General features: G+C 72.4%; 24 protein-coding genes and 1 riboswitch. Of the genes, 11 read left to right on the top strand and 13 right to left on the bottom strand.

The window, feature by feature from the left end; translation table 11 throughout:
• Positions 1–41 precede the first annotated feature (41 nt).
• From ACH34R_RS35835 to ACH34R_RS35815, 5 genes are read right to left on the bottom strand one after another with little or no spacing between them, the layout of a single operon-like run.
• Positions 42–1,028, bottom strand: a complete 987-nt coding sequence (locus ACH34R_RS35835; protein ID WP_397566031.1) for an ABC transporter ATP-binding protein — start codon at positions 1,026–1,028, stop codon at positions 42–44.
• Positions 1,025–2,014 (bottom strand): ABC transporter ATP-binding protein, encoded by a 990-nt coding sequence (locus tag ACH34R_RS35830; protein ID WP_397566030.1) that lies wholly within the window; start codon positions 2,012–2,014, stop codon positions 1,025–1,027. The genes ACH34R_RS35835 and ACH34R_RS35830 overlap by 4 nt, the downstream gene beginning before the upstream one ends.
• Entirely contained in the window at positions 2,011–2,883 is an 873-nt protein-coding gene (locus ACH34R_RS35825; protein ID WP_397566029.1) for an ABC transporter permease, read from the bottom strand. Before ACH34R_RS35825 ends, ACH34R_RS35830 begins: the two co-directional genes overlap by 4 nt.
• Before the next feature lie 10 nt (positions 2,884–2,893).
• The gene (locus tag ACH34R_RS35820) at positions 2,894–3,832 is read right to left on the bottom strand and encodes an ABC transporter permease (RefSeq protein ID WP_397566028.1); all 939 of its coding nucleotides are present in this window, start codon (positions 3,830–3,832) and stop codon (positions 2,894–2,896) included.
• Positions 3,833–3,854: 22 nt separating this feature from the next.
• Complete coding sequence (locus ACH34R_RS35815; RefSeq protein WP_397566027.1) at positions 3,855–4,346, bottom strand: HIT family protein; 492 nt, start codon at positions 4,344–4,346, stop codon at positions 3,855–3,857.
• A 213-nt stretch (positions 4,347–4,559) separates the two neighbouring features.
• Between ACH34R_RS35815 and ACH34R_RS35810 the strand changes: the two genes are divergently transcribed.
• The 6 genes from ACH34R_RS35810 to ACH34R_RS35785 are packed head-to-tail and all read left to right on the top strand — an operon-like array spanning position 4,560 to position 10,145.
• On the top strand, positions 4,560–6,149 hold the full coding sequence (locus ACH34R_RS35810; protein WP_397566026.1) for a class I adenylate-forming enzyme family protein: 1,590 nt from the start codon (positions 4,560–4,562) through the stop codon (positions 6,147–6,149).
• Positions 6,149–7,333 (top strand): lipid-transfer protein, encoded by a 1,185-nt coding sequence (locus ACH34R_RS35805; protein ID WP_397566025.1) that lies wholly within the window; start codon positions 6,149–6,151, stop codon positions 7,331–7,333. Before ACH34R_RS35810 ends, ACH34R_RS35805 begins: the two co-directional genes overlap by 1 nt.
• 4 nt (positions 7,334–7,337) lie before the next feature.
• A complete protein-coding gene (locus tag ACH34R_RS35800) occupies positions 7,338–7,796 on the top strand; it encodes a MaoC family dehydratase N-terminal domain-containing protein (protein ID WP_397566024.1) in 459 nt (152 codons plus the stop codon).
• Positions 7,793–8,191 (top strand): MaoC/PaaZ C-terminal domain-containing protein, encoded by a 399-nt coding sequence (locus ACH34R_RS35795; protein WP_397566023.1) that lies wholly within the window; start codon positions 7,793–7,795, stop codon positions 8,189–8,191. The genes ACH34R_RS35800 and ACH34R_RS35795 overlap by 4 nt, the downstream gene beginning before the upstream one ends.
• A gap of 23 nt (positions 8,192–8,214) precedes the next feature.
• Entirely contained in the window at positions 8,215–9,042 is an 828-nt protein-coding gene (locus tag ACH34R_RS35790; RefSeq protein ID WP_397566022.1) for an SDR family NAD(P)-dependent oxidoreductase, read from the top strand.
• Complete coding sequence (locus tag ACH34R_RS35785; RefSeq protein WP_397566021.1) at positions 9,039–10,145, top strand: CaiB/BaiF CoA transferase family protein; 1,107 nt, start codon at positions 9,039–9,041, stop codon at positions 10,143–10,145. The genes ACH34R_RS35790 and ACH34R_RS35785 overlap by 4 nt, the downstream gene beginning before the upstream one ends.
• A gap of 13 nt (positions 10,146–10,158) precedes the next feature.
• Here ACH34R_RS35785 and ACH34R_RS35780 read toward each other — a convergent pair whose 3' ends face one another.
• Positions 10,159–11,301 (bottom strand): acyl-CoA dehydrogenase family protein, encoded by a 1,143-nt coding sequence (locus tag ACH34R_RS35780; RefSeq protein WP_397566020.1) that lies wholly within the window; start codon positions 11,299–11,301, stop codon positions 10,159–10,161.
• A 134-nt stretch (positions 11,302–11,435) separates the two neighbouring features.
• Here ACH34R_RS35780 and ACH34R_RS35775 point away from each other — a divergent pair, with 134 nt between their 5' ends.
• A complete protein-coding gene (locus ACH34R_RS35775; protein ID WP_111167640.1) occupies positions 11,436–12,029 on the top strand; it encodes a TetR/AcrR family transcriptional regulator in 594 nt (197 codons plus the stop codon).
• Here ACH34R_RS35775 and ACH34R_RS35770 read toward each other — a convergent pair.
• Genes ACH34R_RS35770 through ACH34R_RS35755 form a run of 4 tightly spaced genes read right to left on the bottom strand, consistent with a single transcriptional unit; the run spans position 11,971 to position 15,604 of the window.
• Entirely contained in the window at positions 11,971–12,702 is a 732-nt protein-coding gene (locus tag ACH34R_RS35770; protein ID WP_397566019.1) for a (2Fe-2S)-binding protein, read from the bottom strand. The genes ACH34R_RS35775 and ACH34R_RS35770 overlap by 59 nt on opposite strands.
• Positions 12,703–12,720: 18 nt before the next feature.
• Positions 12,721–13,518, bottom strand: a complete 798-nt coding sequence (locus tag ACH34R_RS35765) for an ABC transporter ATP-binding protein (protein ID WP_397566089.1) — start codon at positions 13,516–13,518, stop codon at positions 12,721–12,723.
• A complete protein-coding gene (locus ACH34R_RS35760) occupies positions 13,515–14,612 on the bottom strand; it encodes a FecCD family ABC transporter permease (RefSeq protein WP_397566018.1) in 1,098 nt (365 codons plus the stop codon). The genes ACH34R_RS35765 and ACH34R_RS35760 overlap by 4 nt, the downstream gene beginning before the upstream one ends.
• Entirely contained in the window at positions 14,609–15,604 is a 996-nt protein-coding gene (locus ACH34R_RS35755; protein ID WP_397566017.1) for an ABC transporter substrate-binding protein, read from the bottom strand. Before ACH34R_RS35755 ends, ACH34R_RS35760 begins: the two co-directional genes overlap by 4 nt.
• Before the next feature lie 186 nt (positions 15,605–15,790).
• Positions 15,791–15,985: riboswitch (cobalamin riboswitch) on the bottom strand.
• Positions 15,986–16,052: 67 nt separating this feature from the next.
• Between ACH34R_RS35755 and ACH34R_RS35750 the strand changes: the two genes are divergently transcribed.
• The gene (locus ACH34R_RS35750) at positions 16,053–17,870 is read left to right on the top strand and encodes an alpha/beta hydrolase (RefSeq protein WP_397566016.1); all 1,818 of its coding nucleotides are present in this window, start codon (positions 16,053–16,055) and stop codon (positions 17,868–17,870) included.
• Positions 17,871–17,874: 4 nt separating this feature from the next.
• Here ACH34R_RS35750 and ACH34R_RS35745 read toward each other — a convergent pair whose 3' ends face one another.
• The 3 genes from ACH34R_RS35745 to ACH34R_RS35735 are packed head-to-tail and all read right to left on the bottom strand — an operon-like array spanning position 17,875 to position 20,770.
• On the bottom strand, positions 17,875–18,696 hold the full coding sequence (locus ACH34R_RS35745; RefSeq protein ID WP_397566015.1) for a class I SAM-dependent methyltransferase: 822 nt from the start codon (positions 18,694–18,696) through the stop codon (positions 17,875–17,877).
• 59 nt (positions 18,697–18,755) lie between these two features.
• Positions 18,756–19,739, bottom strand: coding sequence for an ABC transporter ATP-binding protein (locus tag ACH34R_RS35740; RefSeq protein ID WP_397566014.1), 984 nt, complete (start codon positions 19,737–19,739; stop codon positions 18,756–18,758).
• On the bottom strand, positions 19,739–20,770 hold the full coding sequence (locus ACH34R_RS35735; RefSeq protein ID WP_397566013.1) for an ABC transporter ATP-binding protein: 1,032 nt from the start codon (positions 20,768–20,770) through the stop codon (positions 19,739–19,741). The genes ACH34R_RS35740 and ACH34R_RS35735 overlap by 1 nt, the downstream gene beginning before the upstream one ends.
• A gap of 125 nt (positions 20,771–20,895) precedes the next feature.
• Between ACH34R_RS35735 and ACH34R_RS35730 the strand changes: the two genes are divergently transcribed.
• Genes ACH34R_RS35730 through ACH34R_RS35720 form a run of 3 tightly spaced genes read left to right on the top strand, consistent with a single transcriptional unit; the run spans position 20,896 to position 23,245 of the window.
• Complete coding sequence (locus ACH34R_RS35730) at positions 20,896–21,387, top strand: Lrp/AsnC family transcriptional regulator (protein WP_111170331.1); 492 nt, start codon at positions 20,896–20,898, stop codon at positions 21,385–21,387.
• Positions 21,388–21,435: 48 nt separating this feature from the next.
• Positions 21,436–22,377 (top strand): nickel ABC transporter permease, encoded by a 942-nt coding sequence (nikB, locus tag ACH34R_RS35725; RefSeq protein ID WP_397566012.1) that lies wholly within the window; start codon positions 21,436–21,438, stop codon positions 22,375–22,377.
• Positions 22,367–23,245, top strand: a complete 879-nt coding sequence (locus ACH34R_RS35720; RefSeq protein WP_397566011.1) for an ABC transporter permease — start codon at positions 22,367–22,369, stop codon at positions 23,243–23,245. The genes nikB and ACH34R_RS35720 overlap by 11 nt, the downstream gene beginning before the upstream one ends.
• Positions 23,246–23,286: the final 41 nt, after the last annotated feature.

The following is a 23,286-nucleotide window of genomic DNA, read 5'->3' as shown; positions in this document are numbered from 1 at the left end:
TCCTTGAGCCGTGCGGGGTGAATGGTGTTTCGAGGGGAGCGCTACGCGTGATGGCAGGCCACGTACCGGCCCGGCCGCACCTCGTGGAGCCGGGGCTCCTCTGTGGCGCAGCGGCCGGTGGCGAGCGGGCATCGGGTGCGGAAGCGGCATCCGGAGGGCGGTGCCAGCGGCGAGGGGAACTCACCGCCGAGCGCCGGATCGGACTCGGCGGGCCGGGCCGCCGGATCGGGCACGGGCACCGCGTCCAGCAGCGCCCGGGTGTAGGGGTGGGCGGGTGCCCGGTAGAGGTCTTCGGCGGGCGCGACCTCGCACAGCCGGCCGAGGTACATCACGGCCACGCGGTCGCTGACGTTCTTGACCACGCCGAGGTCGTGCGCGATGAACACCAGGGACAGGCCGAACCGCGCCTTGGCGTCCTCCAGCAGGTTGAGGATCTGGGCCTGTACCGAGACGTCCAGCGCCGAGACCGGTTCGTCGCAGATGAGCAGCTTCGGATCGAGCACGAGCGCCCGCGCGATGCTGATCCGCTGGCACTGACCCCCGGAGAACTCGTGCGGCCGGCGGCCGGCGACGGCGTCGTAGTCCAGGCCCACGGCCTCGAACACCTCGCGGGCGCGGGCCGCGCGCTCCTTCGGGCCGCCCTTGTCCCAGATCGCCATCGGCTCGGTGACGATGTCGCCGACCCGCCGCCGGGGATTGAGCGAGGAGATCGGGTCCTGGAAGATCATCTGGATCCGGCGGCGGGTCCGCCGCAGTTCCTCGCCGTGCAGTGCGGTGAGGTCGCGGCCCTCGAAGATCACCGACCCTGACCTGGGCGGCGGCATCAGCACCGTCGCCCGGCCCATGCTGGACTTGCCGCAGCCCGACTCGCCGACGATGCCCAGGGTCTCGCCGGGCAGCACGTCGAAGCTGACGTCCGACACGGCCTGCACCGCGCGCCCCCGCCCGGCGGGGAACGTGACGACCAGGTGCTCCACCCGCAGCAGGGCCGCGCCGGGCGCGCGCAGGTGGGCCGTGCCCGTGGTCACGACTCGCCGCCGACCGGGTGCCAGCACGCGTAGCGGTGCCGGGTGCCGGGGATCGTCCGCAGCGGCGGGGCCTCGCGCGCGCAGCGCGCCGCGGAGTATCGGCAGCGCGGCGCGAACGCGCAGCCCGGCCCGGGATCGACCAGGTCGGGAGGGCGTCCGGGGATGGCGGCCAGGCGGGTGTGCGGCGGGTCGGACAGCTTGGGGATCGATTTCATCAGCGCCTCGGTGTAGGGCATCTTGGCGGCGGCGAACAGCCGCTCGGTGGGCGCCTGCTCCACGATCCGGCCCGCGTACATGACCGCGATCTCGTCGGTGCGCCCGGCGGCGACGCCCAGGTCGTGGGTGACCAGCAGCAGGCCCATCGACCGCCGGGCCCGCTGGGCGGCCAGCAGGGTGAGGATCTGGTCCTGGACCGTCACGTCCAGGGCGGTCGTCGGCTCGTCGGCGAGCACCAGGCCCGGATCGCAGGCCAGCGCCATGGCGATCATCACGCGTTGCCGCATGCCGCCGGAGAGCTGGTGCGGGTACTGCCGGGCACGGCGCTCGACGTCGGGGATGCCGACCGAGCGCAGCAGCGTCACGCTGCGGCGGCGGGCCTCGCCGCGGCTCACCCGCCGGTGCAGCCGGATCGTCTCGCCGACCTGCCGCCCGATCCGGTGGACCGGGTTGAGCGAGGTCATCGGGTCCTGGAACACCATGGCGATGTCGGCCCCGCGGCGGCGGCGCAGTTCGCGCTCGCCCATCTCGGCGAGGTTCTCGCCCTTGTAGAGCACGCTGCCCTGCCGGGTGACGCCCGACCGCGGCAGCAGGCCCATGATCGAGCGGGCGAGCACCGTCTTGCCCGACCCGGACTCGCCGAGGATCGCCAACGTGCGGTCGCCCGCCAGCTCGAAGCTGACGCCATCGACCGCGCGCAGGATCCCGCGCGGGGTGTGGAAGTAGGTCTTCAGCTCGACGACCTTGAGCAGCGGGGCCTGGTCGGTCATGAGACGTCCCCTTTCACGTCCAGCCGGTCGCGGAGCCGGTCGCCGGCGAAGTTGAGGCCGAGCACGGTGAGGAACATGAACAGTGACGGCCACAGCGCGGTGCCCGGGCTCTCGGCCAGCGTGTTGCGGCCTTCGGCGATCATGGCCCCCCAGCTCGGAGTGGGCGGCTGGACCGAGAGCCCGAGGTACGCCAGGCTGCCCTCGGCCACGATGGCGGTCGCCACCCACACCAGCGAGAGCGACAGCGCGACCGGGGCGACGTTGGGGATGATCTCCCGGAGGATGATCCGCCGGTTCTTCGCGCCGAGCATGCGCGCCGCCACGACGTACTCCCGGCCGGCGCATCCGATCGTCGCCCCGCGCACGACCATGGCGATCGGGGCCACCGAGACGAGCCCGATGGTCAGGGTGACGTTCTGGGGGCTCTGCCCGAGGAAGGTGACCACGGCCAGCGCCAGCACCAGCGCGGGGAAGGCGAGCAGGCTGTTGGCCAGCGTGGTCACCACCGTGTCGGCCGCGCCACGGCGAAAGCCCGCGATGAGCCCGAGCGTGCCGCCGGCGACCAGGCCGAGCGTGATGGAGACGAACCCGGCCACGAGCGAGATGCGGGCTCCGTGGACGACCCGCGAGAAGAGGTCGCGGCCGAGCTCGTCGGTGCCGAGCAGGTGGGCGGCCGACGGGCCGAGCCCGGGGTCGCCGGCGCCCACGGCGGCGGGGTCGGCGAGCGGCAGCAGGCCGGCGACCGCGGCCAGCGCGACGACCAGGGTCACCCACGCCGCCGACAGCCAGAAGACCACGCCGAGCCCGCGCGCCCGACGCGCCTTGCGGCCCTTGCGGGGGCCGTTGCCCGCGGTCGGCGAGGTGGTCACGGTAAGCCCCTCAGCCATGGCGGGTCCGCGGGTCGAGCAGCGGGTACAGCAGGTCGGCCAGGAAGGTGACCAGGACGTAGGAGACGGCGATGACCAGGACGCAGGACTGGAGCACCAGGTAGTCGTGCTGGAAGATCGAGTTGACCGTGAGCTGCCCGATCCCGGGCAGCGCGAAGATCTGCTCGACCAGGATCGCCCCGCCGGTCAGCGCCCCGACGTGCAGCGCGACGACCGTCACCAGCGACAGCGAGGACGACCTGAGCGCGTGCCGCCACAGGATCGTCCGGGCCGGGACCCCCTTGGCCCGCGCCGTCGTGACGTGGTCCTGGCGCAGGGTGGCGATCATGTCGGCGCGCAGCGCCCGGACGTACACCGCGAGCGAGCCGAGCGCCAGCGTGAGAGCGGGCAGGAACAGCGAGCGCAGCGCCTGCGCCGGATCGGTCCCGAACGAGGTGTAGCCGGTGGCCGGGAACACATTGAACGTCACCGCGAAGACGAAGACGAGCAGCACCCCCATCATGAACGGCGGCACCGAGAGCGTGGCGAAGGTGAACCCGGAGGCCAGCCGGTCCACCCAGCCGTTCGGCCGGTGGGCCGAGTAGACGCCGAGCGGCACCGCGATGGCCAGTGCGATCACCTGTGACACCGCCACGAGCTGGAGGGTGACCGGCAGGTGCTCGGCGATGGCCTGCGCGGTGGGCACGTGGTTGATGTAGGAACTGCCGAGGTCGCCGCGCAGCGCCGCGCCCAGCCAGTCGAGGTAGCGGATGTGGACGGGCTGGTCGAGCGAGAGTTCGGCGGTCAGCCGCGCGACCGCCTCTTCGGTGGCCCGCAGGCCCAGGATGGCGTGCACCGGGTCACCGGGCAGCAGGTTGAGCAGCAGGAACGTCAGCGCCGAGACCACGAACAGGACCACGGCGAGCTGGAGCGCCCTGGTGAGGATGAACACGTCCCCTCCTTCGGCCGCGGGCTCATCTGGCCCCGGCGCGCGCCAGGCGTCTGAGCGCGTCGATGTCGGCCCGCTCGTCGCGGGCGGCCGGCGGCCCGCCGGCCGCCACGAACCGGCCGGGCAGGATGTCCTGGCCCGGCGCGATGTCCTCGGCGTCGGAATAACGCATGGTCACGCTCGTGTGCAGGTGCGGGGCCTCGTTGCCGAGGGTCTGGAAGTTGAGTTTGAGCGGTTGGTAGTGCGCCCGCATCGCCCGGGCGGCGATCAGTGTCTCGGCGTTGAAGGCCGCGGCCTCCCGCGGCATGAGGTCGGTGGGTTCCACGACGTGGCGGCCCTGCCAGAGCACGACCGCCCAGCCGGGTTGCACCGTTCCCAGCACCAGGTAGGCATCGCTCACCTCGCCCGCGTAGAACCGCGCCAGCGGCGGGTCGGCCGACTCCTCGAAACGCCCGGCGGCGCAGGCGGGGCAGTCCGCGCCAGAGATCCGATCCTGCCAGTTCGACGGCCAGCCCATGGCATCTCCCTCGGGCCTGCGCAACGTGTTTGTTACGCTGAATTAACTTACTGTGGGTGACGTTACAGAGGGCCCGGGGGTGCGTCAAGGAGTCGGCGGCAGCGCTTGACGAGCCGCCTCCAGGCGGCGTAATAAATACATACTGGGCAGTTAACAATGACGATCGTTGAGGATCATCATCGCTGCTCGCACCATCCCGAAGGGATCAAAGCCATGATCGACCCGGCCACGACGTTACGGGAGACGGTCTCCGCGCACGGCGACGCGCTCGCGGTCGTCTGCGACGAGCGGCGCCAGACCTACGCCGAGATGTACGACAGGGCGTGCCGGCTGGCGAACGCGTTGCGTGACGCCGGGATCGAGCCGGGCGACCGGGTCGCCGTGCTGGCCGACAACGACCTGGAATCGATCGAGATCATCGCCGGGCTGGCGCTGGGCGGCTACGTCAACTGCCCCCTCTACACCCACCACACGGCCGAGGGCAACGCGTACCTGCTCAGCCTCATCGAGGCCACGGCGCTGATCGTCCAGGCGCGGCACCACGCCGCGCTCGCCCCGCTGCTCGGCACGGTGCCGGGCCTGCGGCTGACGATGGTCATCGGGGAGGAGACGGCCGGTCCGCGCTACACCGAACTACTGGCCGCGGCCTCGGCCGACGATCCGAAGGTGCCGCTCAAACAGGACGACACGCATGTGATCCGCTTCTCTGCGGGCACCACCGGCCGCCCCAAGGGCATCGTCCACGACGTCAAGGGCTGGATGGCGATGGGCGACCTGTGGCGGGCCGCCTGGGGCCGGCACTGGAGCCCCGCCGACCGCTATCTCGCGACCGGCCCGATCAGCCACGCCACCGGACTGCTCGTGTGGCCGGTCATCGAGGGCGGCGCGGGCGTGGTCGTGATGCGCGGCTTCGACCCGGGCCGCTTCCTCGAACTCGCCGAGCGGGAGCGGGCCACGGTGACTCTGCTGGTCCCGACGATGGTCCAGATGGTCCTCGGGCACCCCGACGTCGAGCGGCGGGACGTCTCCAGCATGCACACGATCTTCTACGGCGCCGCCCCGATGCCCCGGCCCACCCTGGTCAAGGCGCTTTCGGTGTGGGGCCCGATCATGTACCAGGCGTACGGCCAGAGCGAGGCGCTGCCGATCTCCATCCTGCGGCCCGAGCACCACATCCTCGAAGGCACCGAGGAGGAGATCGGCCGGCTGCGCTCGGCGGGCCGGCCCTGCCCTGGGGCGGAGGTGCGCATCGCCGATGACGAGGGCGGCGACCTGCCTGCGGGCGAGATCGGCGAGATCGTGGTGCGTACCCCCGGGGCCATGTCCGGCCTGTGGAAGGACCCGGAGGGGACGGCCGCGCGCATCACCCCCGGCGGCTACATGCGCACCCGGGACATGGGCTATCTGTCGCCGAACGGCTTCCTCTACCTGACCGACCGCAAGGACGACATGATCATCTCCGGCGGGTTCAACATCTGGCCCGCCGAGCTGGAGAGCGCCCTGCTCGGCCACCCGGCCGTGCGTGAGGCCACCGTCGTCGGCGTGCCCCACGAGAAGTGGGGCGAGACGCCGCACGCCATCGTCGTCCTCGGTGACCCGGCCACCGAAAGCGAACTCATCGACTTCATGCGGGCGGCCGTGGGATCGACCAAGAAGCCCACGGCCGTCCACTTCGCCGCCGAGCTGCCGAAGACCCCTCTCGGCAAGGTGCTGCGGCGGGCCGCGCGCGAGGCGCACTGCGCCGGATGCGGCGCCCCGCCCTCGACCGGCGGAACGACCCCCTCAACAGATCGGAGTGCTTGATGAATCGGCGTGTGTGCGTGGCGGGGGTGGGCATGGTCCCGTTCTCCACGCCCAGCAAGGGCAAGACCTACGAGGAGATGGGGGAGTCGGCGATCAGGGCCGCCCTGGCCGACTCCAAGGTCGACTACGCCAAGGTGGGACAGGCGTACGCCGGGTTCGCCTACGGCGACTCGACCAGCGGCCAGAAGGCCCTGTACCGCGTCGGCCTGACCGGCATCCCCGTCGTCAACGTCAACAACAACTGCTCGACCGGGTCCTCGGCCCTGTGGCTGGCCCGGCAGGCGGTGGCGAGCGGCACGGCCGAGTGCGTGCTGGCGTTCGGCTTCGAGCAGATGCAGCGCGGCGCGCTCAAGCCGATGTGGGACGACCGGCCCAGCGTGCTGGAGCGGTTCGATGGCGTGGTGAGCGCCGTGTGCGACATGGACGACAACGTGCCCATGGCCGCCCGGTACTTCGGCGCGGCGGGCCTTGAGTACATGTCCAAGTACGGCGCCAAGGCCGAGACGTTCGGCGCGATCGCCGTCAAGGCCCGCAAGCACGCCGCCGGCAACCCGTACGCGGTGTTCCGCGACCCGCTCACCCTGGAAGAGGTGATGGGCTCCCCGCACATCTTCGGGCCGCTGACCCGGTTCCAGTGCTGCCCGCCCACCTGCGGGGCGGCGGCGGCGGTGGTGTGCAGCGAGGAGTTCGCCCGCGCCAACGGCCTGCCCGCCGACGTGGTGATCAGGGCGCAGGCGCTGACCACCGACACCCCCGACAGCTTCGAGGGCGACCTCGCCAAGCTGGTCGGAACGGGCATGGCCAAGGAGGCCGCGCGCCAGGTGTACGAGGAGTCCGGGGTGGCCCCGGCCGACATCCCGGTGGTCGAGCTGCACGACTGCTTCACGGTCAACGAGCTGCTGACGTACGAGGTGCTGGGCCTGACGCCGGAGGGCACCGCGGAGAAGTTCGTGGCCGACGGCGACAACACCTACGGCGGGCAGGTGGTCACCAACCCGTCCGGCGGGCTGCTGTCCAAGGGCCACCCGCTGGGCGCCACCGGGCTCGCGCAGTGCGCCGAGCTGGTGTGGCAACTGCGCGGCCAGGCCGGTCCGCGCCAGGTCGAGAGCGCCACGCTGGCCCTCCAGCACAACGTGGGGCTGGGCGGCGCGGCCGTCGTCACGCTGTACGAGAAGGTGGGCTGAGCGCGTGCCCATCGATCCCGAGGCGGCCAAGGCGCTGCGCTTCGCGCCGCTGACCGTCGATATCGAACGCGGGCGGCTGCGCTTCTTCGCCAAGGCCACCGGCCAGACCGACCCGATCTACCACGACCTGGACGCCGCCCGCCAGGCCGGTCACCCCGACCTGCCCGTGCCGCCCACCTTCTTCTTCGGCCTGGACCTCGAAGGCCCGGACGCCCTGCGGTACCTCCGCGAGCTGGACGTGGACATGGCCCGGGTGCTGCACGGCGAGCAGTCCTTCGTCTACCACTCCCTGGCCTACGCGGGCGAGACCCTCACCGTGCGGCCCAGGATCGTCGACGTGTTCGCCAAGCGGGGCGGCGCGCTGGAGTTCCTGGTCAAGCGGAACGAGATCACCCGCGCCGGCGAACCCGTCGCGGAGGCGACCATGACACTCGTCGTACGAAACCCGGGGGCCGGAGGATGACCACCACCGTACCGGCCGTGGGCACCGGACTCCCGCCGCTGCGCGTGGAGCCGATCTCCCGCGCCACGCTCGCGCTGTTCGCCGGGGCCTCGGGCGACCACGTGCCGCTGCACATCGACATCGACGTCGCCCGCGCCGCGGGCCTTTCCGACGTCTTCGCGCACGGCATGCTCTCCATGGCCTACCTGGGCAGGCTGCTCACCGGCTGGGTGCCGCAGCACCGGATCCGCTCCTACCGGGTCCGGTTCGCCGCGATCACCCCGGTCCACGCGCGGCCGGTCTGCACCGGCCGCGTGACCTCCGTCGAGGACGGCCTGGCCACGCTCGAACTGGCCGTCACGCTCGCCGACGGCACCGTCACCCTCACCGGCGAAGCGGTCATCGACCTCCGCTGAGCACACCTCCGAAAGGACGCCGCATGGGAAAGCTGGACAACAAGGTCGCCGTCGTCACCGGCTCCGGCCGGGGCATCGGGCGCGAGGTCGCCCGCAAGCTGGCCGCCGACGGGGCCGCCGTCGTCGTCAACGACCTGGACGAGGGACCGGCCAAGGAGACCGTCGAGGCCATCGAGGCGGCCGGCGGCCGGGCGCTCGCCTGCGCGGGCAGCGTGGTCGAGGACGGCTTCGCCGAGCGGTTCGTCCAGACCGCGCTGAACGGCTTCGGCGGCCTGGACATCGTGGTCAACAACGCGGGCTACACCTGGGACACGGTCATCCAGAAGATGACCGACGAGCAGTGGGACGCCATCCTCGACGTCCATCTCAAGGCCCCGTTCCGCATCCTGCGGGCCGCGCAGCCGGTGATCGCCGCCGCGGTGAAGGCCGCCCGCGCGGCGGGGGAGCCGGTGCCCTGCCGCAAGGTCGTCAACATCTCCTCGGTGGCCGGGCTCGGCGGCAACCCCGGGCAGGCCAACTACGCCGCGGCCAAGGCCGGGGTGACCGGGCTGACCAAGACCCTCGCCAAGGAGTGGGGCCGCTACAACGTCACCGTCAACTCGGTGGCCTTCGGCTGGATCAAGACCCGGATGACCGACGTGAGCGCGGGGGAGGGGACCATCTCCGTCGGAGGCCGGCAGATCAAGGTCGGGGTCAACCCCGAGCTGCTGGAGGCGATGCGGACCATGATCCCGCTCGGCCGGCCGGGCACGCCGCAGGAGGCGGCGGGCGCGGTGTACCTGCTGTGCACGCCGGAGTCCGACTACATCAGCGGCCAGACGCTGGTGTGCGGCGGTGGATTCGCGCTGTGACCGCTACTTCCGTCCTCGGGCCGCTCGGCGGGATGCGGGTGCTGGAGATCGCCGGGCTGGGCCCCGGGCCGTTCTGCGGGATGCTGCTGGCCGACCTGGGTGCCGACGTGGTCCGGGTGGACCGGCCCGGCGGGGGCTTCGGGTTCGTCCCCGCCGGGCTGGATCTGCTCAACCGCGGGAAGCGGTCCATCGTGGCGGACCTCGGTGAGCCGGCCGGCGTCGAACTGACGCTGGCCCTCGCCGAGCGGGCCGACGTGATGTTCGAGGGGTTCCGCCCCGGCGTGGCCGAACGGCTCGGCATCGGCCCGGACGTCTGCCTGCGCAGGCGGCCGGGCCTGGTGTACGGGCGGATGACGGGCTGGGGACAGCGGGGGCCGCTGGCGCGCACCGCCGGTCATGACATCGACTACATCGCGCTGGCCGGCCCGCTGCACGCCATCGGGCCCGCCGGCGGGCCGCCGCAGATCCCGCTGGGCCTGGTGGGCGACTTCGCCGGAGGCGTCTACCTGGCCGTGGGGCTGCTCGCCGCGCTGCGCGAGGCGCAGGCGAGCGGGCGCGGCCAGGTCGTGGACGCCGCGATCGTGGACAGCGCGGCGCACCTGATGACGATGTTCCACAGCCTGCTCGCGGCCGGCGTGTGGCGGGACGAGCGGGGCGCCAACCTCGGCGACGGGGCGGCCCCCTTCTACGGTGTCCACCTCACCGCGGACGGCGAGTACATGGCCGTGGGCGCGCTGGAACCGGCCTTCTTCAGGGAGTTCGCGGCACGCCTCGGCCTGGGCGACGCCGATCATCTGAATCACCTGGACCCGGCGACCTGGCCGGAGCTGCGCACGCGCATCTCCGCCGCCTTCGCGTCCCGCACCCGGGACGAGTGGGTGGAGGTCTTCGCGGGAAGCGACGCCTGCGTGGCCCCGGTGCTCGGGATGCGGGAGGCGGCGCGGCATCCGCACCTGGTGGAGCGGGAGACGTTCATCGACGTCGAAGGCGTCACTCAGCCCGCGCCCGCGCCGCGCTTCTCCCGTACGCCGGGATCGGTGCGCCGCGGGCCGAGCCTGCCGGGCCGGGACGCCGAGGAGATCGTCCGCGACTGGCTGGGCTGAGCGAGTACACCGGCTAGCCGGTGTACTCGCGCCCGATCAGCTCCCGGGCGATGACCAGCTTCTGGATCTGCGGCGTGCCGTCGCCGATCTGGAGGCCGCTCACGTCCAGCAGCAACTGCTGGAGGGGCATCTCGTTGGACCAGCCGGTGTGCCCGTGGATCACGATGCAGTCGTTGACCGCCTGGACGGCCAGTTGCGGGGCCCACCACTTGCACATGGACGCCTCGCGGCTGTGCCGTTCCCCGGCCGCCCGCAGCGCGAGGCTGCGGTAGGACAGCAGGCGGGCGGCCTCCAGCCGGGTCTCGTGCTCGGCGAGGGTGAACGACACGCCCTGGTGCCGGGCGATGGGCACGCCGAACGCCTCGCGCCGCCGTACCCACTCGACGGTCTCGTCCATCGCCCGGCGGGCCAGGCCGACGCACATCAGCCCGATCAGGGTCCGCATGAAGTCGAGGTCGGCGAGCTGCGCCGACAGGCCGCTGCGGGGACCGCCGATCTCGTGGTCGGCCGGGACGAACGTGCCGTCGAAGCCGAGCGCCGCCCGGCCCAGCGGGCGGAAACCCGGGTCCTGGAACCGCTGCCTGGCGATGTCGGGCCGGTCCAGGGGGACGAGGAAGCGGCGGGTCTTCGGGCCGTCGCCTTCGGCGCGGGCGACGACGATCGCGTGCTCGGCCCACATCCCGAGGGTCACCGAGGTCTTCTCGCCGAACAGCCGGTAGCCGCCGTCGGCGCGGCGGGCGGTCACCGACATGCCGGTGAGGTCCGAGCCGCCGCCCGGCTCGGTCAGCGCGAGCGCCATCACGCTCTCGCCGCTGGTCAGCGATCTGAGCACCGGTCCGCCGACGTGGCGCGGCAGGCCGTCCCACAGGCAGGACGGCAGTGCGGAGGTCTGCGCCACCAGGCTCGCCAGGGCGATGTCGGCCCTGGCGATCTGCTCGACGGCGATCCCGACGCTGATCGGGTCGGCCCCCTGGCCTCCCGCGGCCTCCGGCAGCCCCAGCCCGAGCAGGCCGGCCGCGCCGAGCTTGGCCACCTCCGCCCGGCACGGCTCGTCGGACGTGGCGCGGGCAAGGTAGCCGTCGTAGAACTCCTTGCGCGCGATGTCCGCGACGGCCCGCTCGAACTCCGCGTGCTCCGACGTGAACGTGAACGGCATCGACGTGCTCCCTCCAATGGTCCGGCACTCGTAACAATACTGACTGGATAGTTAAGTTTCTAGGCCGCCGGGGCATACTGACCGGGCGGTTGGCTATGCTGGCCCCCGCGACGGGGCCAAGGTGAGGAGCGGTGATGGCGAGAGCCCGGGCGACCGACGAGGGCGCGCTGATCCGCGCGGCGGCCAAGGTCTTCCGCGCCAAGGGCTACCGCAACACCACCATCGACGACATCGCCGACGCGGCCGGCATCTCCCGGCCGACCGTCTACTCCTACGCCAAGAGCAAGCGCTGGCTGCTCGACCGCATCGTGCGCGACCTGCTCGACGACCACGACGCCCGGCTGCGGGCCGACCGGGAAAGCGGCGAGACGCCGCACGCCCGGCTGCGCGCGGTGATCAACACCCACGTGACCTCGGCGATCGTCAACCGCACGTTCTACTCCATCCTGTTCAGTGAGCAGAGCGAGCTGTCCCCGGCCGTCCACCGGCGCTTCCGGCAGTGGGCGCACCGGACCACCGCCGACTTCCGCGACCTGCTGGAAAGCGTCCTCGACGACGCAGCCCTGGCCGCCGGCCTGGACCCGGGCGTCGCGGCCAACCTCATCGTCACCATGCTCACCGACATCTACCGCTGGTACGACCCCAAGGGCCCGGTCAAGCCCGAGCAGCTCACCGAGCAGATCCTGCTGGTGGTCGGCGGCGTCCTGCGTCCCGCCGAGGTCGCCTGACCGCCGGCTCGCCGAGCAGGGCGCAGTCGCCGCACCTGCTCCCGCCGGGCGCCCGGTAATAGAGACAGCAGGTGGTCCGCCGGAACTCCAGCCCCGGCGCGATGATCGCGCCTTTCCCGGCCAGCCCGCCGTAGGCCAGCAGGGCGGTGGTCAGCCGGGTTGCGGGGGCGGTGAGGTCCGGGCGGGCGGCCACCACGGCGCGGGCGGCCTCGGCCAGGGCGGAGGCGGCGTTGCCGTACAGCAGGCCGGGGGCGACCTTGACCCGCAGGCCGGCCGCCAGCGGCTCCAGGTGATCCCGCACGACCACGTCGTACAGCAGGCCGGCGGCCTGTTCCGGAGGTCCGGCGGGACGGCAGGCGAGGGTCGCCAGGCGCAGCGCTGGCCCGTCGTCGGCGCGGTCCAGGCGGCTCAGGTCGGGGACCACGCCGTGCGCGAGCGCCGTACCGAGCACCGGCGACCACAGCCGGGCGGCGTGCCCGAGCTGGGCGATCGACGCGCCGACGCGAAGCTCGCGCGTGCCGTGCCTGGCGGCGGTGGCCGCCACCAGATCGGCGAACCCGCGCGCGTAGTCCTCCCGCACACTGTGCCAGCCGGCGTCGCCGCCGCCGACCCGAAGGGCGAAGAACGCGCCATATCCGGCCACCTCTGCCAAGGCCGCGCGAAGGGATTCCATGCCGGCGACACTCCAGTCTCAGGCCGGGGGCCCGGCGCGTCCGGTTCGCAAGGTCACCTGCGGGACGCCGGTCTCCGGGTGCGCGGCGACGTCCGCGTCCACCCGGTAGACGTCGGCGAACAGGGCGGGCGTCAGCACCTCGCGGGGCGCGCCGACCGCCACGACCGCGCCCGCGTCCAGCACGCAGATCCGGTCGCAGAACGCGGCGGCCAGGTTGAGGTCGTGCAGCGCGACCACGGCGGTGACCCCGAGCCCGCGTACCAGCTCCAGCGCGTCGAGCTGGTGGCGCAGGTCCAGGTGGTTGGTCGGTTCGTCCAGCACCATCGTCCCGGGCTGCTGGGCCAGCGCCCGCGCGATCAGCACCCGCTGCTTCTCCCCGCCGGACAGCCGGTCGAAGGGCGCGTACGCCAGCCCGGTCACGTCCAGCCGGTCGAGCGCCGCGGCGATGATCGCCCGGTCGGCGGCGTCGTCGCCGTCGAAGGCGCGTTTGTGCGGGGTGCGGCCCATGGCCACGACGTCGTAGACGGTCAGGTCGAAGTCGCCGGCCGTCTCCTGGAGCACCGCCGCCATCCGGCGGGCCAGCCAGTGGCCGGGCATTCGCCACACGTCCTGCCCGTCCAGCAGCACCCGCCCGGAGGACGGCCGGCGGGCCCGGTAGAGGGTGCGCAGCAAGGTGGTCTTGCCCGCGCCGTTCGGCCCGGCCAGCCCCACCACCTCGCCGGGCGCGACGTCCAGCGTCACCCCGCGCACGAGGTCCCGGCCGCCCGCGCGCACCCACACGTCCTGTACGGCCAGCGCCGCCGCCCGCGCCGTCATCTCGACCGCCTCCGCATCAGCCACAGGAAGAACGGCCCGCCGACCAGGGCCGTGATGATCCCGACAGGGATCTCCTCAGGCGTGATCAGCGTCCGCGCGAACAGGTCGCCCGCGATCAGGAACGACGCCCCGAGCAGCGCCGTGGCCGGCAGCGCCCGCCGGTGGTCGGCCCCGATCAGCAGCCGCACCACGTGCGGCATGATCAGCCCGACGAAGCCGATCGACCCGCTGACCGCGACGATCGTCCCGATCATGATGGCCACCAGCACGAACAGCGCCGCCCTGAACCGGTGTACGTCCAGCCCCAGCGCGGTGGCGGCCTCCTCCCCGGCCAGCAGCAGGTTCAGCGGCCGGGAGACGCCCAGCAGTACGGCGGTGCCCAGTACGACGGCCCCGGCCGGCGCCCACACCACCGGCCAGGTCGTGCCCGCCAGCCCGCCCAGCATCCAGCGCAGCGCCGACTGCGTCTTGTGCGGATCGCTGGAGGTCACCACCAGGAACCCGGCCACCGCCGACAGCACCTCGGCCGTGGCCACCCCCGCCAGCACCAGCCGTATCGTGGTCATCCGGCCGCCCGACCTGGCCAGGAAGTAGACCGCCACCAGCGCGGCCAGCGCCCCGGCGAACGCGGCGACCGGCAGCGAGAACGCCCCGAAGACGGTCAGGCCGAACACCACCACGCACACCGCCCCGACGGTGGCCCCCGAGGAGACGCCGAGCAGCATCGGATCGGCCAGCGGGTTGCGGACCAGGGCCTGCAACGCCATCCCGCACACCGAAAGGCCCGCCCCGACCACCGCGCAGAGCAGCACGCGCGGCAGCCGTACGTCCATCACGATGGTCTCCCGGACCGCCGACCAGGACGGGTCGGCCAGTGCGGGGTGGATCCGGTGGGCCAGGATGCCCCACACCTGCCCCGGGGGCAGCGGGATCGACCCGGCCGCGATCCCGGCCGTGACCGCCGCGCACAGCAGCGCCGCCAGCAGGCCGATCACCAGCGGATACGGCAGACCGGGACGGCGTCCGGGCAGCCGGGCGGGCTCGGCAAGCGGCCCGGCCTCCGCCCGGCCGGCCAGCGCGGTGCGGGGGGTCACCGGAACCGTTCGGGGTGGATCTGGCGGGCCAGCGACTCGACGGCCGCGGGCGCGCGCACCCCGAGCACCACCGACGACAGCGGCAGCACCGCGAAGCGCCGCGCCTTGATCGCCGGAACGTCCGCCAGCGCCGGGTTCGACAGCAGGAACCGCTTCTTGTCGGCCACCGGCTGCTCGCCGTAGTCGTAGATCACGATCCAGTCCGGCGCGCGCTCGGCCACCTGCTCGAACGACACGTCGCCCCACGCCTTGCCGACATCCGAGAACACGTTCTCGGCTCCGGCCAGTTCGACGATCTCGTTGCCGACGCCGCGCCCGCCCGCCGTGAAGGCGGTCTTGTCGCCGCTGTCGTAGACGAACAGCTTGACCGGGGCGACCCCGGCCAGCCTGCCCTTCACCCCGTCGAGGGTCGCGTGCAGCCGGGTGATCAGCGGCTCCGCCCGGCCGGACACGCCGAAGATCCGGGCCACGTTGCGGATCTCCTGGTCCATCATGGCCATGGTCACCGGGCCGGTGGCGCACTCCTCGATGTTGAGGTAGGTGTCGATGCCCGCCTTGGCCAGGGCGTTCCTGGCGCGGCCCTCCTTCTCGTCGAAGGTGCTGGCGAAGCCGCCGTACACGAAGTCGGGCTCTTCGGTCAGCAACGCCTCGAACGACGGGTACTTCTCCGACAGCACCTTCACGCCGTCGTACGCGGCCTGGTACTCGGGCAGGACCCGGTCGTCCAGGTAGCCGGTGCCGATCATGGACTGCGCGAGCCCGAGGGCCAGCAGCACCTCCGTGGCGTGCTGGTTCAGCGACACCGCCCGCCGGGGCGGGCGCTCGTAGGTCGTCCGCACGCCGCAGTTGTCGACGGTAATCGGGAATCCGGCCGGTACCGGGGCCCGCGCGGCCTCCCCGACCTCGGCGGGCGCGCCCCCGCAGCCGGCCAGCAGCACGGCGCAGGCGGCGAACAGGGCGAGTGGCAGGGACTTGGGACGTCTGCCCGGCATGGAGGGTTCCTCTCCCGGAATCTGCGCAGCGGGACAGAACCACCGGGATCAGAGAGACGACCCTGCGGACTACGCCGGTCGCCGCCGGGCGGACGCGGGCTCGTTAAGGGCACGCCACCGCCACGCGGCGCGCCCGTCGGCCCAGCGGCCATCCGGCCACTCCTCTCCGGGGAGATCCGCCCCAGTTCATCGAGGAGGCGACCGCGTGAGTCTCCTGGCTTTCGGGTCGAAGCTCGTCCCCGCCTTCCCACCCCGGGCGGGGGCAGTGGCGTCGTGGGAACTCGCTCGCCGATCACAGTGGCGGGACCGCGCCGGATTCACACCGGCTTCCTCGTCCACGCTCGCCTTTCCATCATCATCCCACGAAACCGGTCATTCCACCACGCACCCGGCGTCAGGCCGCCGGAGCGTCGCCGTTCCGGGGGGCCGATCGCTAGCCTGGGGCGTTGTGATCTCCCCACGGGCCCTGATCGCCCCCCTGCTCATGGCCATCATGTTCGTCGCCGCCGCGCCCACGCCCGCGTCCGCCGCGCCCGCGCCCGCGATCGAGGACCGGGCGTGCCCGGTTCAGATGCCCGCCGGTACGCGATGCGGCTTTCTGATCGTGCCCGAACGGCGGGACGTGCCCGGGAGCCGGACGATCAAGGTCGGGTTCGCGGTACACCGATCGGCCGCCTCCGATCGCAAGCCCGACCCCATCGTCTACACCAGCGGCGGGCCCGGGTCTGGATCGATCCAGCTCACCGGATATCTGTCGGAGATGATCCTGGGGCGCGACCGCGACGTGGTGGTGATCGAGCAGCGGGGCAGCCGGTGGTCCGAGCCCGCGCTGGACTGCCCGGAGATCGCTCGGGGCGTGCTCGACGCGCTCGCCGGGCCCGGGCCGATGCGGGCGGAGACGGCCGGGATCGCGCGGGGCGCGAACGCCTGCCGGGAGCGGCTGGCCCGTCAGGGGGTGGACCTGCGCGGATACACCACGGCTGAGATCGCCGCCGACGTGGCCGGCCTGCGCCGCGCACTCGGCTACCCGAAGTGGAACCTGTTCGGGGTCAGCTACTCCACCCGCTCCATGCTGGCCGCCGCGGCGGCCGATCCCGAAGGGGTGCGGTCGGTGGTGCTGGACTCGTTCCTGCCCGCCGAGGTGGACTGGTACGGCGACGCGCAGGCCAACCTGGACGCGACCCTGCGCGGCCTCGGCCCCGGCGCGTCCTCCACATGGGCGGACCTGCCGGGGCGGTTCGCCGCGATGGTCGCCCGGTACGACGCGCGTCCCGCGAGCGTGGTCACCACCGACCCGCTCACCGGCGGCCCGCTCACGGTACGGCTGACCGGTGAGGACATCATGACCATCCTCGCCGAGGCGCTGCACGAGGTGGACTTCGTCCCGGTCGCGCCCACGATCATCGACGCCCTCGCCGGCGGCCGGGACGAACTGCTCGGCGCGCTCGCCGACGCCGCCGGACCGGCCCTCACCTCCCGGGCCCTGGGTCTCTACCATGCCGTGCAGTGCCAGGACGAGGTGGACCCCGCGGCCCGCGAACGTCCGGCCCGGCTGTTCACCACGGTGGTGGACCGGGCGGTGTGCGACGCGTGGCGGCTGCCGTACGCGGCGGGCGAGGCGGCGAGCACCGGCGCGCCGGTGCTGGTCGTCGGCGGCGCGCTGGACCCGACGACGCCGGGCCGTACGGCCCGGCCCGCGGCGGAGCGGCTGCCGCGCGCCCGGTTCGCCGAGTTCGCCGGGGTGGGGCACGCGGTGTTCCTGTCCAGCCTGTGCGGGCGGACGACGATCTCGGCGTTCGTCGCGGACCCGGCTTCGGCCGCGGTCCCCTGCGATCGGGCCGTGCCGCCCTACCGGATCTCCCGCCCGGGGGAGCTGCTGCCCACCGCGATGCCGTACCGGATGCTGGCCGGCGGCGAGTGGTGGTGGCTCGCGCTGCTCGCCGCCCTCGCGGTCGTGTCGCTGGTCCAGGTCGGGGCGGCGGCACTGCGGTGGTCGGGGTGGCGCTCGGTGCCGCCGCTGCTCGCGGGGGTCGCCGGGCTCTCCTTCCTGGGACTGCTGGGGTACGGGCTGTACGACGTGGTCGCGGCGAACGAGACCGTACTCGCGGCGGGCGTGCCCGCGTGGCTGGTGTACGCCGTCGCGCCGCTGTTCGCCGCGCTGGTCCTGGGCGTCTGGCGGTGGCGCGGGCAGCGCCTGTGGCCGCGCCTCGCGGCGGCCGGGGTGGTGGGCGGGACGCTGCTGTGGTGGTTCGTGAGCTTCGTCTGAGCGGTCAGCCCGCCGGGCGGTCGAAGGTGAGCAGGGTGATGGACGGCCGGCGTTCGCGCAGCGGCGGCAGGTCCGCGAGGGTCTTCACGAAGCCGTACCGCCACAGCCCGCGCCCGGCGGGCAGCGGGACGTCCCTGGCCGCGGCCACACCCGGGATCTCCTGCGGCAGGCGGAGCGTCTGGGAGACCGTCAGCGCGAACGGCATCGGCGGCGCGGTGTAGCGGGCGGTGAGGTGGAGCCCGCTCAGCGTGCGGTCCCGGAACCACGGCGGGATCGAGTCGAAGAAGAAGCCGCCGCCGGGGAAGCGGGCGGCGCAGTCGGCGATCAGCGCCAGCGCCTCGGCGGGCTCCAGGTACATCAGCAGGCCCTCGGCCGAGATGAACGGCTCGGTCCCGGTGGGCACGGCGTCCATCCAGCTCCGGTCCAGCACCGACACCGGGACGCCGGTGATGTGCGGTTCGGCGGGCAGCAGCCGTTCCCGCAGCGCGATGACCGGTGGCAGATCGACCGACAGCCAGTCGGTCCGCGGGCCGCCGAGCCGCCAGTACGTGGTCTGTAGCCCCTCGCCCAGCGCGACCACCGGCGCGCCCGGATGGCGGTCGAGATGGGAGCGGATCGCGAGATCCAGCGCCATCGCCCGGAGCGGGTGCGACTGGCTGGGCCGCCCGAACTTCGCGTAGTCGTAGTCGATGGCCTGATAGATCTGGACGGCCAGCGGATCGGAGAAGGGCGACTTCGGGCGTGCCGCCTCCAGGGCTCGGTTGCGCAGTGTCCACAGTGCGGTCGCCGCCACGCTCTCCAGGGCCGAGCCGTCGACCTTCGTCATGACGCCCTCCGGAAACCTCGCTTGAAGTAAGGCGAGCCTAACCTAACTGTAGCGTGGCGTCACGGCTCTTCTGGGAAGTGACAGGCGACCTGGTGGCCGGGGGCGGCGAGGGCCAGGGCGGGGGCCTCGGCCGCGCAGATGTCCTGGGCCTTCCAGCAGCGGGTGCGGAACCGGCATCCGGTGGGCGGGGCGAGCGGGCTCGGTACGTCGCCGGTCAGGATGCGGCGCCGGCGTCCGGCCTCGACCAGCGGGTCGGGGATCGGCACGGCGGACAGCAGCGCCCGGGTGTAGGGGTGGCGGGGGCGGGTGTAGAGGCTCTCACAGTCGGCGATCTCGGCGACGGTGCCGAGGTACATCACCGCGATGCGGTCGCACAGGTGGCGTACCACGGCCAGGTCGTGCGCGATGAACAGCATGGTCAGGCCCAGCTCGTCCTGCAAGGACTCCAGCAGGTTGACGATCTGCGCCTGGATGGAGACGTCCAGGGCCGACACCGGCTCGTCGGCCACGATGAACTCCGGGCCGCTGACCAGCGCGCGGGCGATGCCGACCCGCTGGCGCTGGCCGCCGGACAGCTCGTGGGGGTAGCGGCCGTGCCAGTGCCTGCTGAGCCCGACCAGGTCCATCGTGGCCAGGCCCTTGGCCCGCCGCTCGGCGGCGGGCAGGCCGGAGTGGACCAGGAGCGGTTCTTCGATCAGCTCTCCGATGGTCATCCGCGGGTTGAGCGACGCGTACGGGTCCTGGAAGATCATCTGCATCCGGCGGCGCATGGCCCGCATGGGGCCGCGGCGCAGCGTGGTCAGCTCGGTGCCGTCGAAGGCGACGCTGCCCGCGCTGGGCCGCAGCAGGCGCAGGATCGCCCGCCCGGTCGTGGACTTGCCGCACCCGGATTCGCCGACCACGCCCAGGATCTCGCCGCGCACGACGTCGAGGTCCACACCGGCCACCGCGCGCAGCCGCCCGGGGCGCAGCGAGCCCTTGACGGGCACCTTGAAGTCGACCACGAGATCGCGTACACGCAGCAGGGGGGCGGGATCGGACATCAGGCTTCCTTGATCATTGGCTCGGCGTGCCGGTCGTCGGGGGACAGCCAGCCGCCCTCGGCGGCCGGGCGCATGCCCCAGCAGCGGGTGAGTCCGTCCTCGGGGACGGGTGTCAGCGGAGGCGGGGAGTCGCGGCAGATGTCCCGCGCATGGTTGCATCGGGGAGCGAACCTGCACCCTTCCGGCACCGCGGACAGCTCCGGCGGCTGCCCGGCGATCGGCCGCAGTCTGCCGCCGCGCGCCTGGTCCAGCCGGGGCACCGAACCGAGCAGCCCCCAGGTGTAGGGCATGCGCGGCCGATGGAAGAGCGCCACGGTGCCGGCGCGCTCGACGATCTGGCCCGCGTACATGACGTTGACCCGCTCGGCCATGCCGGCCACCACACCGAGGTCATGGGTGATGAACAGCACCGCGGTGCCGGTGTCCCTGGCGAGGTCGCGCAGCAGTTCGAGGATCTGCGCCTGGATCGTGACGTCCAGGGCCGTGGTGATCTCGTCGGCCAGGATCAGCCGCGGCTCGCAGGACAGGGCCATCGCGATCATCACGCGCTGGCGCATGCCGCCGGACAGTTGGTGCGGATAGGACGCCAGCCGGGACTCCGCCGCCGGGATCCGGACCATCTCCAGCAGCTCGGCCGCCCGCGCGTGCGCCGCCCGGCCGCGCAGTCCCAGATGGACCGCAAGGGCCTCGGTGAGCTGGCGGCCGATGGTGAGCACCGGATTGAGCGACGTCATCGGGTCCTGGAAGATCATGGCCATTCCGCCGCCGCGCACCGCGCGCAGCTCGCGGGGCTTCATCCGCAGCAGGTCGCGCCCCTCGAAGAGCACCTTGCCGCCGGTGACCCGGCCGGCCGGCGGCACGATCAGCCCCATGATCGACTGGGCGGTGGCCGACTTCCCGCAGCCCGATTCGCCGACCAGGGCGACCATCTCGCCCGCGTCGACGCTGAACGACACCCCATCGACGGCCGTCACGGGCCCCCGCGCGGCGCGGAACTCGGTCCGCAGGTCCTGGACCTCCAGCAAGGCCATACAGCCTCCAGTGAACAGCACACCGTAAGCGGCGTTCTTCGTAGATTTGGAGTGTTGCACACACGATTCTCGTCGTCTAGGCTCATGTGACCGTCGAAGTACGACATTCCTTGGGATGGGGAAGAATGCCGCCGAAAGGCTCGATCGAGAAGGACCGCAGCATCGTTCGCGAGCTGGTCCGGGATCCGCGCCAGAGCAACGTCGCGTTAGCCGCGAAGGTGGGCCTGTCCGAGGGCTCCGTCCGGCGGCGCGTCGAGCGGCTGGTGGCCGAGGGCCACCTCCACTTCGCCGCGATCGCGAGCGCGCCCTTCATGGGCCGCCCCGTCCACACCCTGTTCGAGATCCAAAGCGCCCCCGGGGCGACGGACGACCTCATCGAAAAACTCGCGGCCATGCCCGAGATGGCCTACGTCTACCACGTGACCGGGCAGTTCGACATCATCGCGGTCGGCTACTTCGCCTCCAGCAACGAGATGCGGACCTTCTGGACCGGCCGGCTGGGCAACCTGGACGGCGTCATGGAGAGCCGGACCGTCATGGTGCTTCGCGTCGCCAAGCGCCTCCACGAGTGGGCCAGGGACATCGCCATCGACGACAACGTGACAGACCTGGACTGAGGCCCCCGATGTGGGTCGCGCTCACCCCCCCGCACCTAGGAGTGGCCCATGTTGCGCATCACGCTGATCCGCCTGGCCTCGGTCGTGCCCGTGCTCTTCGGCATCTCGGTCATCTCGTTCTTCGTGATCCGCATGATCCCGGGTGACGTGATCAGCTCCATCATGGGACAGGACTTCGGCGATCCCCAGGTCGAGGCCGCGATGCGCCGCTACTTCGGCCTGGACATGCCGATCCACGAGCAGTTCCTCACCTGGTTCGGCGGCCTGCTGCAAGGCGACCTCGGCACCTCCATGCGGACGAGCAGGCCGGTGCTGGCCGAGATCGCCGAACGCTTCCCCGCGACCCTGCTGCTGGCCGTGTCGGCGCTGGTGGTCTCGGTGGTCATCTCCATCCCGTTCGGGGTGCTCAGCGCCACCCGGCGCAACGGCTTCCTGGACGCCGCCTCGCGGCTCGTCTCCCTGATCGGCCTGTCGCTGCCCAACTTCTGGCTGGGCATCCTGCTGGTCTACCTCTTCTCGGTCACGCTCGGCTGGCTGCCCTCGCAAGGGTCGGGGCCGGGCGGCACGATCGGGCTCGCGTACCTGATGCTGCCCGCGGTGACGCTCGGCGCGAGCCTGGCCGCGATCAGCATGCGGATGACGCGCTCCAGCATGCTGGAAGTGCTCAACCAGGACTACATGCGGACCGCACGGGCCAAGGGCCTCAGCGAGCGGGTCGTCGTCGCCCGGCACGCGCTGCGCAACTCGCTGATCCCGGTGGTCACCGTGTGGGGCATCCAGGCCGGGGCGCTGCTCGGCGGCACCGTCGTGGTGGAGCAGGTCTTCTCCTGGCCCGGCCTCGGCACCATGGTGATCCGCGGCATCAGCCAGCGTGACTATCCGGTGGTCCAGGGCACCCTGCTCTTCCTGGCCCTCTTCTACGTCGTGGTCAACCTTCTCGTAGACCTGGTCTACGTCTACCTGGATCCGAGGCTTCGCAGTGGTCACTGATCTGGCATCCGCGCCGCCACCGGTCGCGCGCCGTGGCGGCGGGAATCTGCTCCGCGCGATCCTGCGAGACCGGATCGGCGCGGCCGGCCTGATCATCGTGGCCGTGATGACCCTCGCCGCCGTGTTCGCGCCGCTGCTCGCCCCCTACGACCCGACCGCGATGTCCGCCCAGCGCCTGGCCGGGCCCGGCGGCACGTTCCCGCTGGGCGCCGACGAGGCGGGCCGCGACCTGCTCAGCCGCGCCCTGTACGGGGCGCGCACGTCGCTGACGGTCAGCCTCATCGTGGTGACCTGCGCGGGCGTCATCGGCGTCGCGCTCGGGCTGCTGGCCGGGTACTACCGGGGCGTGCTGGACGGGGTGATCACGCCCGCCATGGACGTGATCTTCTCCTTCCCCACGCTGCTGCTGGCGCTGGCCGTGGTCGCGGCCCGCGGGCCCGGCACAGAGAACCTGATCATGGCGCTGGTCATCGTGTTCATCCCGAGTTTCGCCAGGATCGTGCGCGGCACCGCCCTTTCGGTGAGCAAGGAGCCGTACGTCGAGTCCGCCCAGGCGGTGGGGCTGAGCAACACGCGCATCATCACCAGGTACGTGCTGCCGAACTCGGTGGCCCCCATCGCCGTGCAGTTCACCACCAGCCTCGCCTACGCCATCCTGATCGAGGCGTCGCTCGGCTACCTCGGGCTGGGCGTCCAGCCGCCACAGCCGTCATGGGGCTCGATGCTGTCCTCGGGCAAGGCGTTCATGGAGCTGTCGGCCTGGCCGTCCGTGGTGCCGGGCGTCTGCATCATGATCACCGTGCTGGGGTTCAACCTGCTCGGCGACACCCTGCGCGACGCCCTGGACCCCCGGTTGCGCGGTCGCTGACCGGCCACTCCAGGCAGCAAAGATCCCCGGGCGGGAGATTC

Source organism: Spongiactinospora sp. 9N601, assembly GCF_044326295.1.
Lineage (GTDB): Bacteria > Actinomycetota > Actinomycetes > Streptosporangiales > Streptosporangiaceae > Spongiactinospora > Spongiactinospora gelatinilytica.
Note: the sequence above shows the minus strand (reverse complement) of the source record. Positions and strands in the feature narration are given on the sequence as shown.

What these genes read in the sequence shown, in the direction of transcription:
- ACH34R_RS35775 (WP_111167640.1), top strand. Translation starts at nt 11,436, where the DNA reads ATGGCGAGAGCCCGGGCGACCGACGAGGGCGCGCTGATCCGCGCGGCG.
- ACH34R_RS35745 (WP_397566015.1), bottom strand. Translation starts at nt 18,696, where the DNA reads ATGACGAAGGTCGACGGCTCGGCCCTGGAGAGCGTGGCGGCGACCGCA.
- ACH34R_RS35790 (WP_397566022.1), top strand. Translation starts at nt 8,215, where the DNA reads ATGGGAAAGCTGGACAACAAGGTCGCCGTCGTCACCGGCTCCGGCCGG.
- ACH34R_RS35735 (WP_397566013.1), bottom strand. Translation starts at nt 20,770, where the DNA reads ATGGCCTTGCTGGAGGTCCAGGACCTGCGGACCGAGTTCCGCGCCGCG.
- ACH34R_RS35730 (WP_111170331.1), top strand. Translation starts at nt 20,896, where the DNA reads ATGCCGCCGAAAGGCTCGATCGAGAAGGACCGCAGCATCGTTCGCGAG.
- ACH34R_RS35795 (WP_397566023.1), top strand. Translation starts at nt 7,793, where the DNA reads ATGACCACCACCGTACCGGCCGTGGGCACCGGACTCCCGCCGCTGCGC.
- nikB (WP_397566012.1), top strand. Translation starts at nt 21,436, where the DNA reads ATGTTGCGCATCACGCTGATCCGCCTGGCCTCGGTCGTGCCCGTGCTC.
- ACH34R_RS35740 (WP_397566014.1), bottom strand. Translation starts at nt 19,739, where the DNA reads ATGTCCGATCCCGCCCCCCTGCTGCGTGTACGCGATCTCGTGGTCGAC.
- ACH34R_RS35765 (WP_397566089.1), bottom strand. Translation starts at nt 13,518, where the DNA reads ATGACGGCGCGGGCGGCGGCGCTGGCCGTACAGGACGTGTGGGTGCGC.
- ACH34R_RS35805 (WP_397566025.1), top strand. Translation starts at nt 6,149, where the DNA reads ATGAATCGGCGTGTGTGCGTGGCGGGGGTGGGCATGGTCCCGTTCTCC.
- ACH34R_RS35770 (WP_397566019.1), bottom strand. Translation starts at nt 12,702, where the DNA reads ATGGAATCCCTTCGCGCGGCCTTGGCAGAGGTGGCCGGATATGGCGCG.
- ACH34R_RS35780 (WP_397566020.1), bottom strand. Translation starts at nt 11,301, where the DNA reads ATGCCGTTCACGTTCACGTCGGAGCACGCGGAGTTCGAGCGGGCCGTC.
- ACH34R_RS35755 (WP_397566017.1), bottom strand. Translation starts at nt 15,604, where the DNA reads ATGCCGGGCAGACGTCCCAAGTCCCTGCCACTCGCCCTGTTCGCCGCC.
- ACH34R_RS35815 (WP_397566027.1), bottom strand. Translation starts at nt 4,346, where the DNA reads ATGGGCTGGCCGTCGAACTGGCAGGATCGGATCTCTGGCGCGGACTGC.
- ACH34R_RS35810 (WP_397566026.1), top strand. Translation starts at nt 4,560, where the DNA reads ATGATCGACCCGGCCACGACGTTACGGGAGACGGTCTCCGCGCACGGC.
- ACH34R_RS35830 (WP_397566030.1), bottom strand. Translation starts at nt 2,014, where the DNA reads ATGACCGACCAGGCCCCGCTGCTCAAGGTCGTCGAGCTGAAGACCTAC.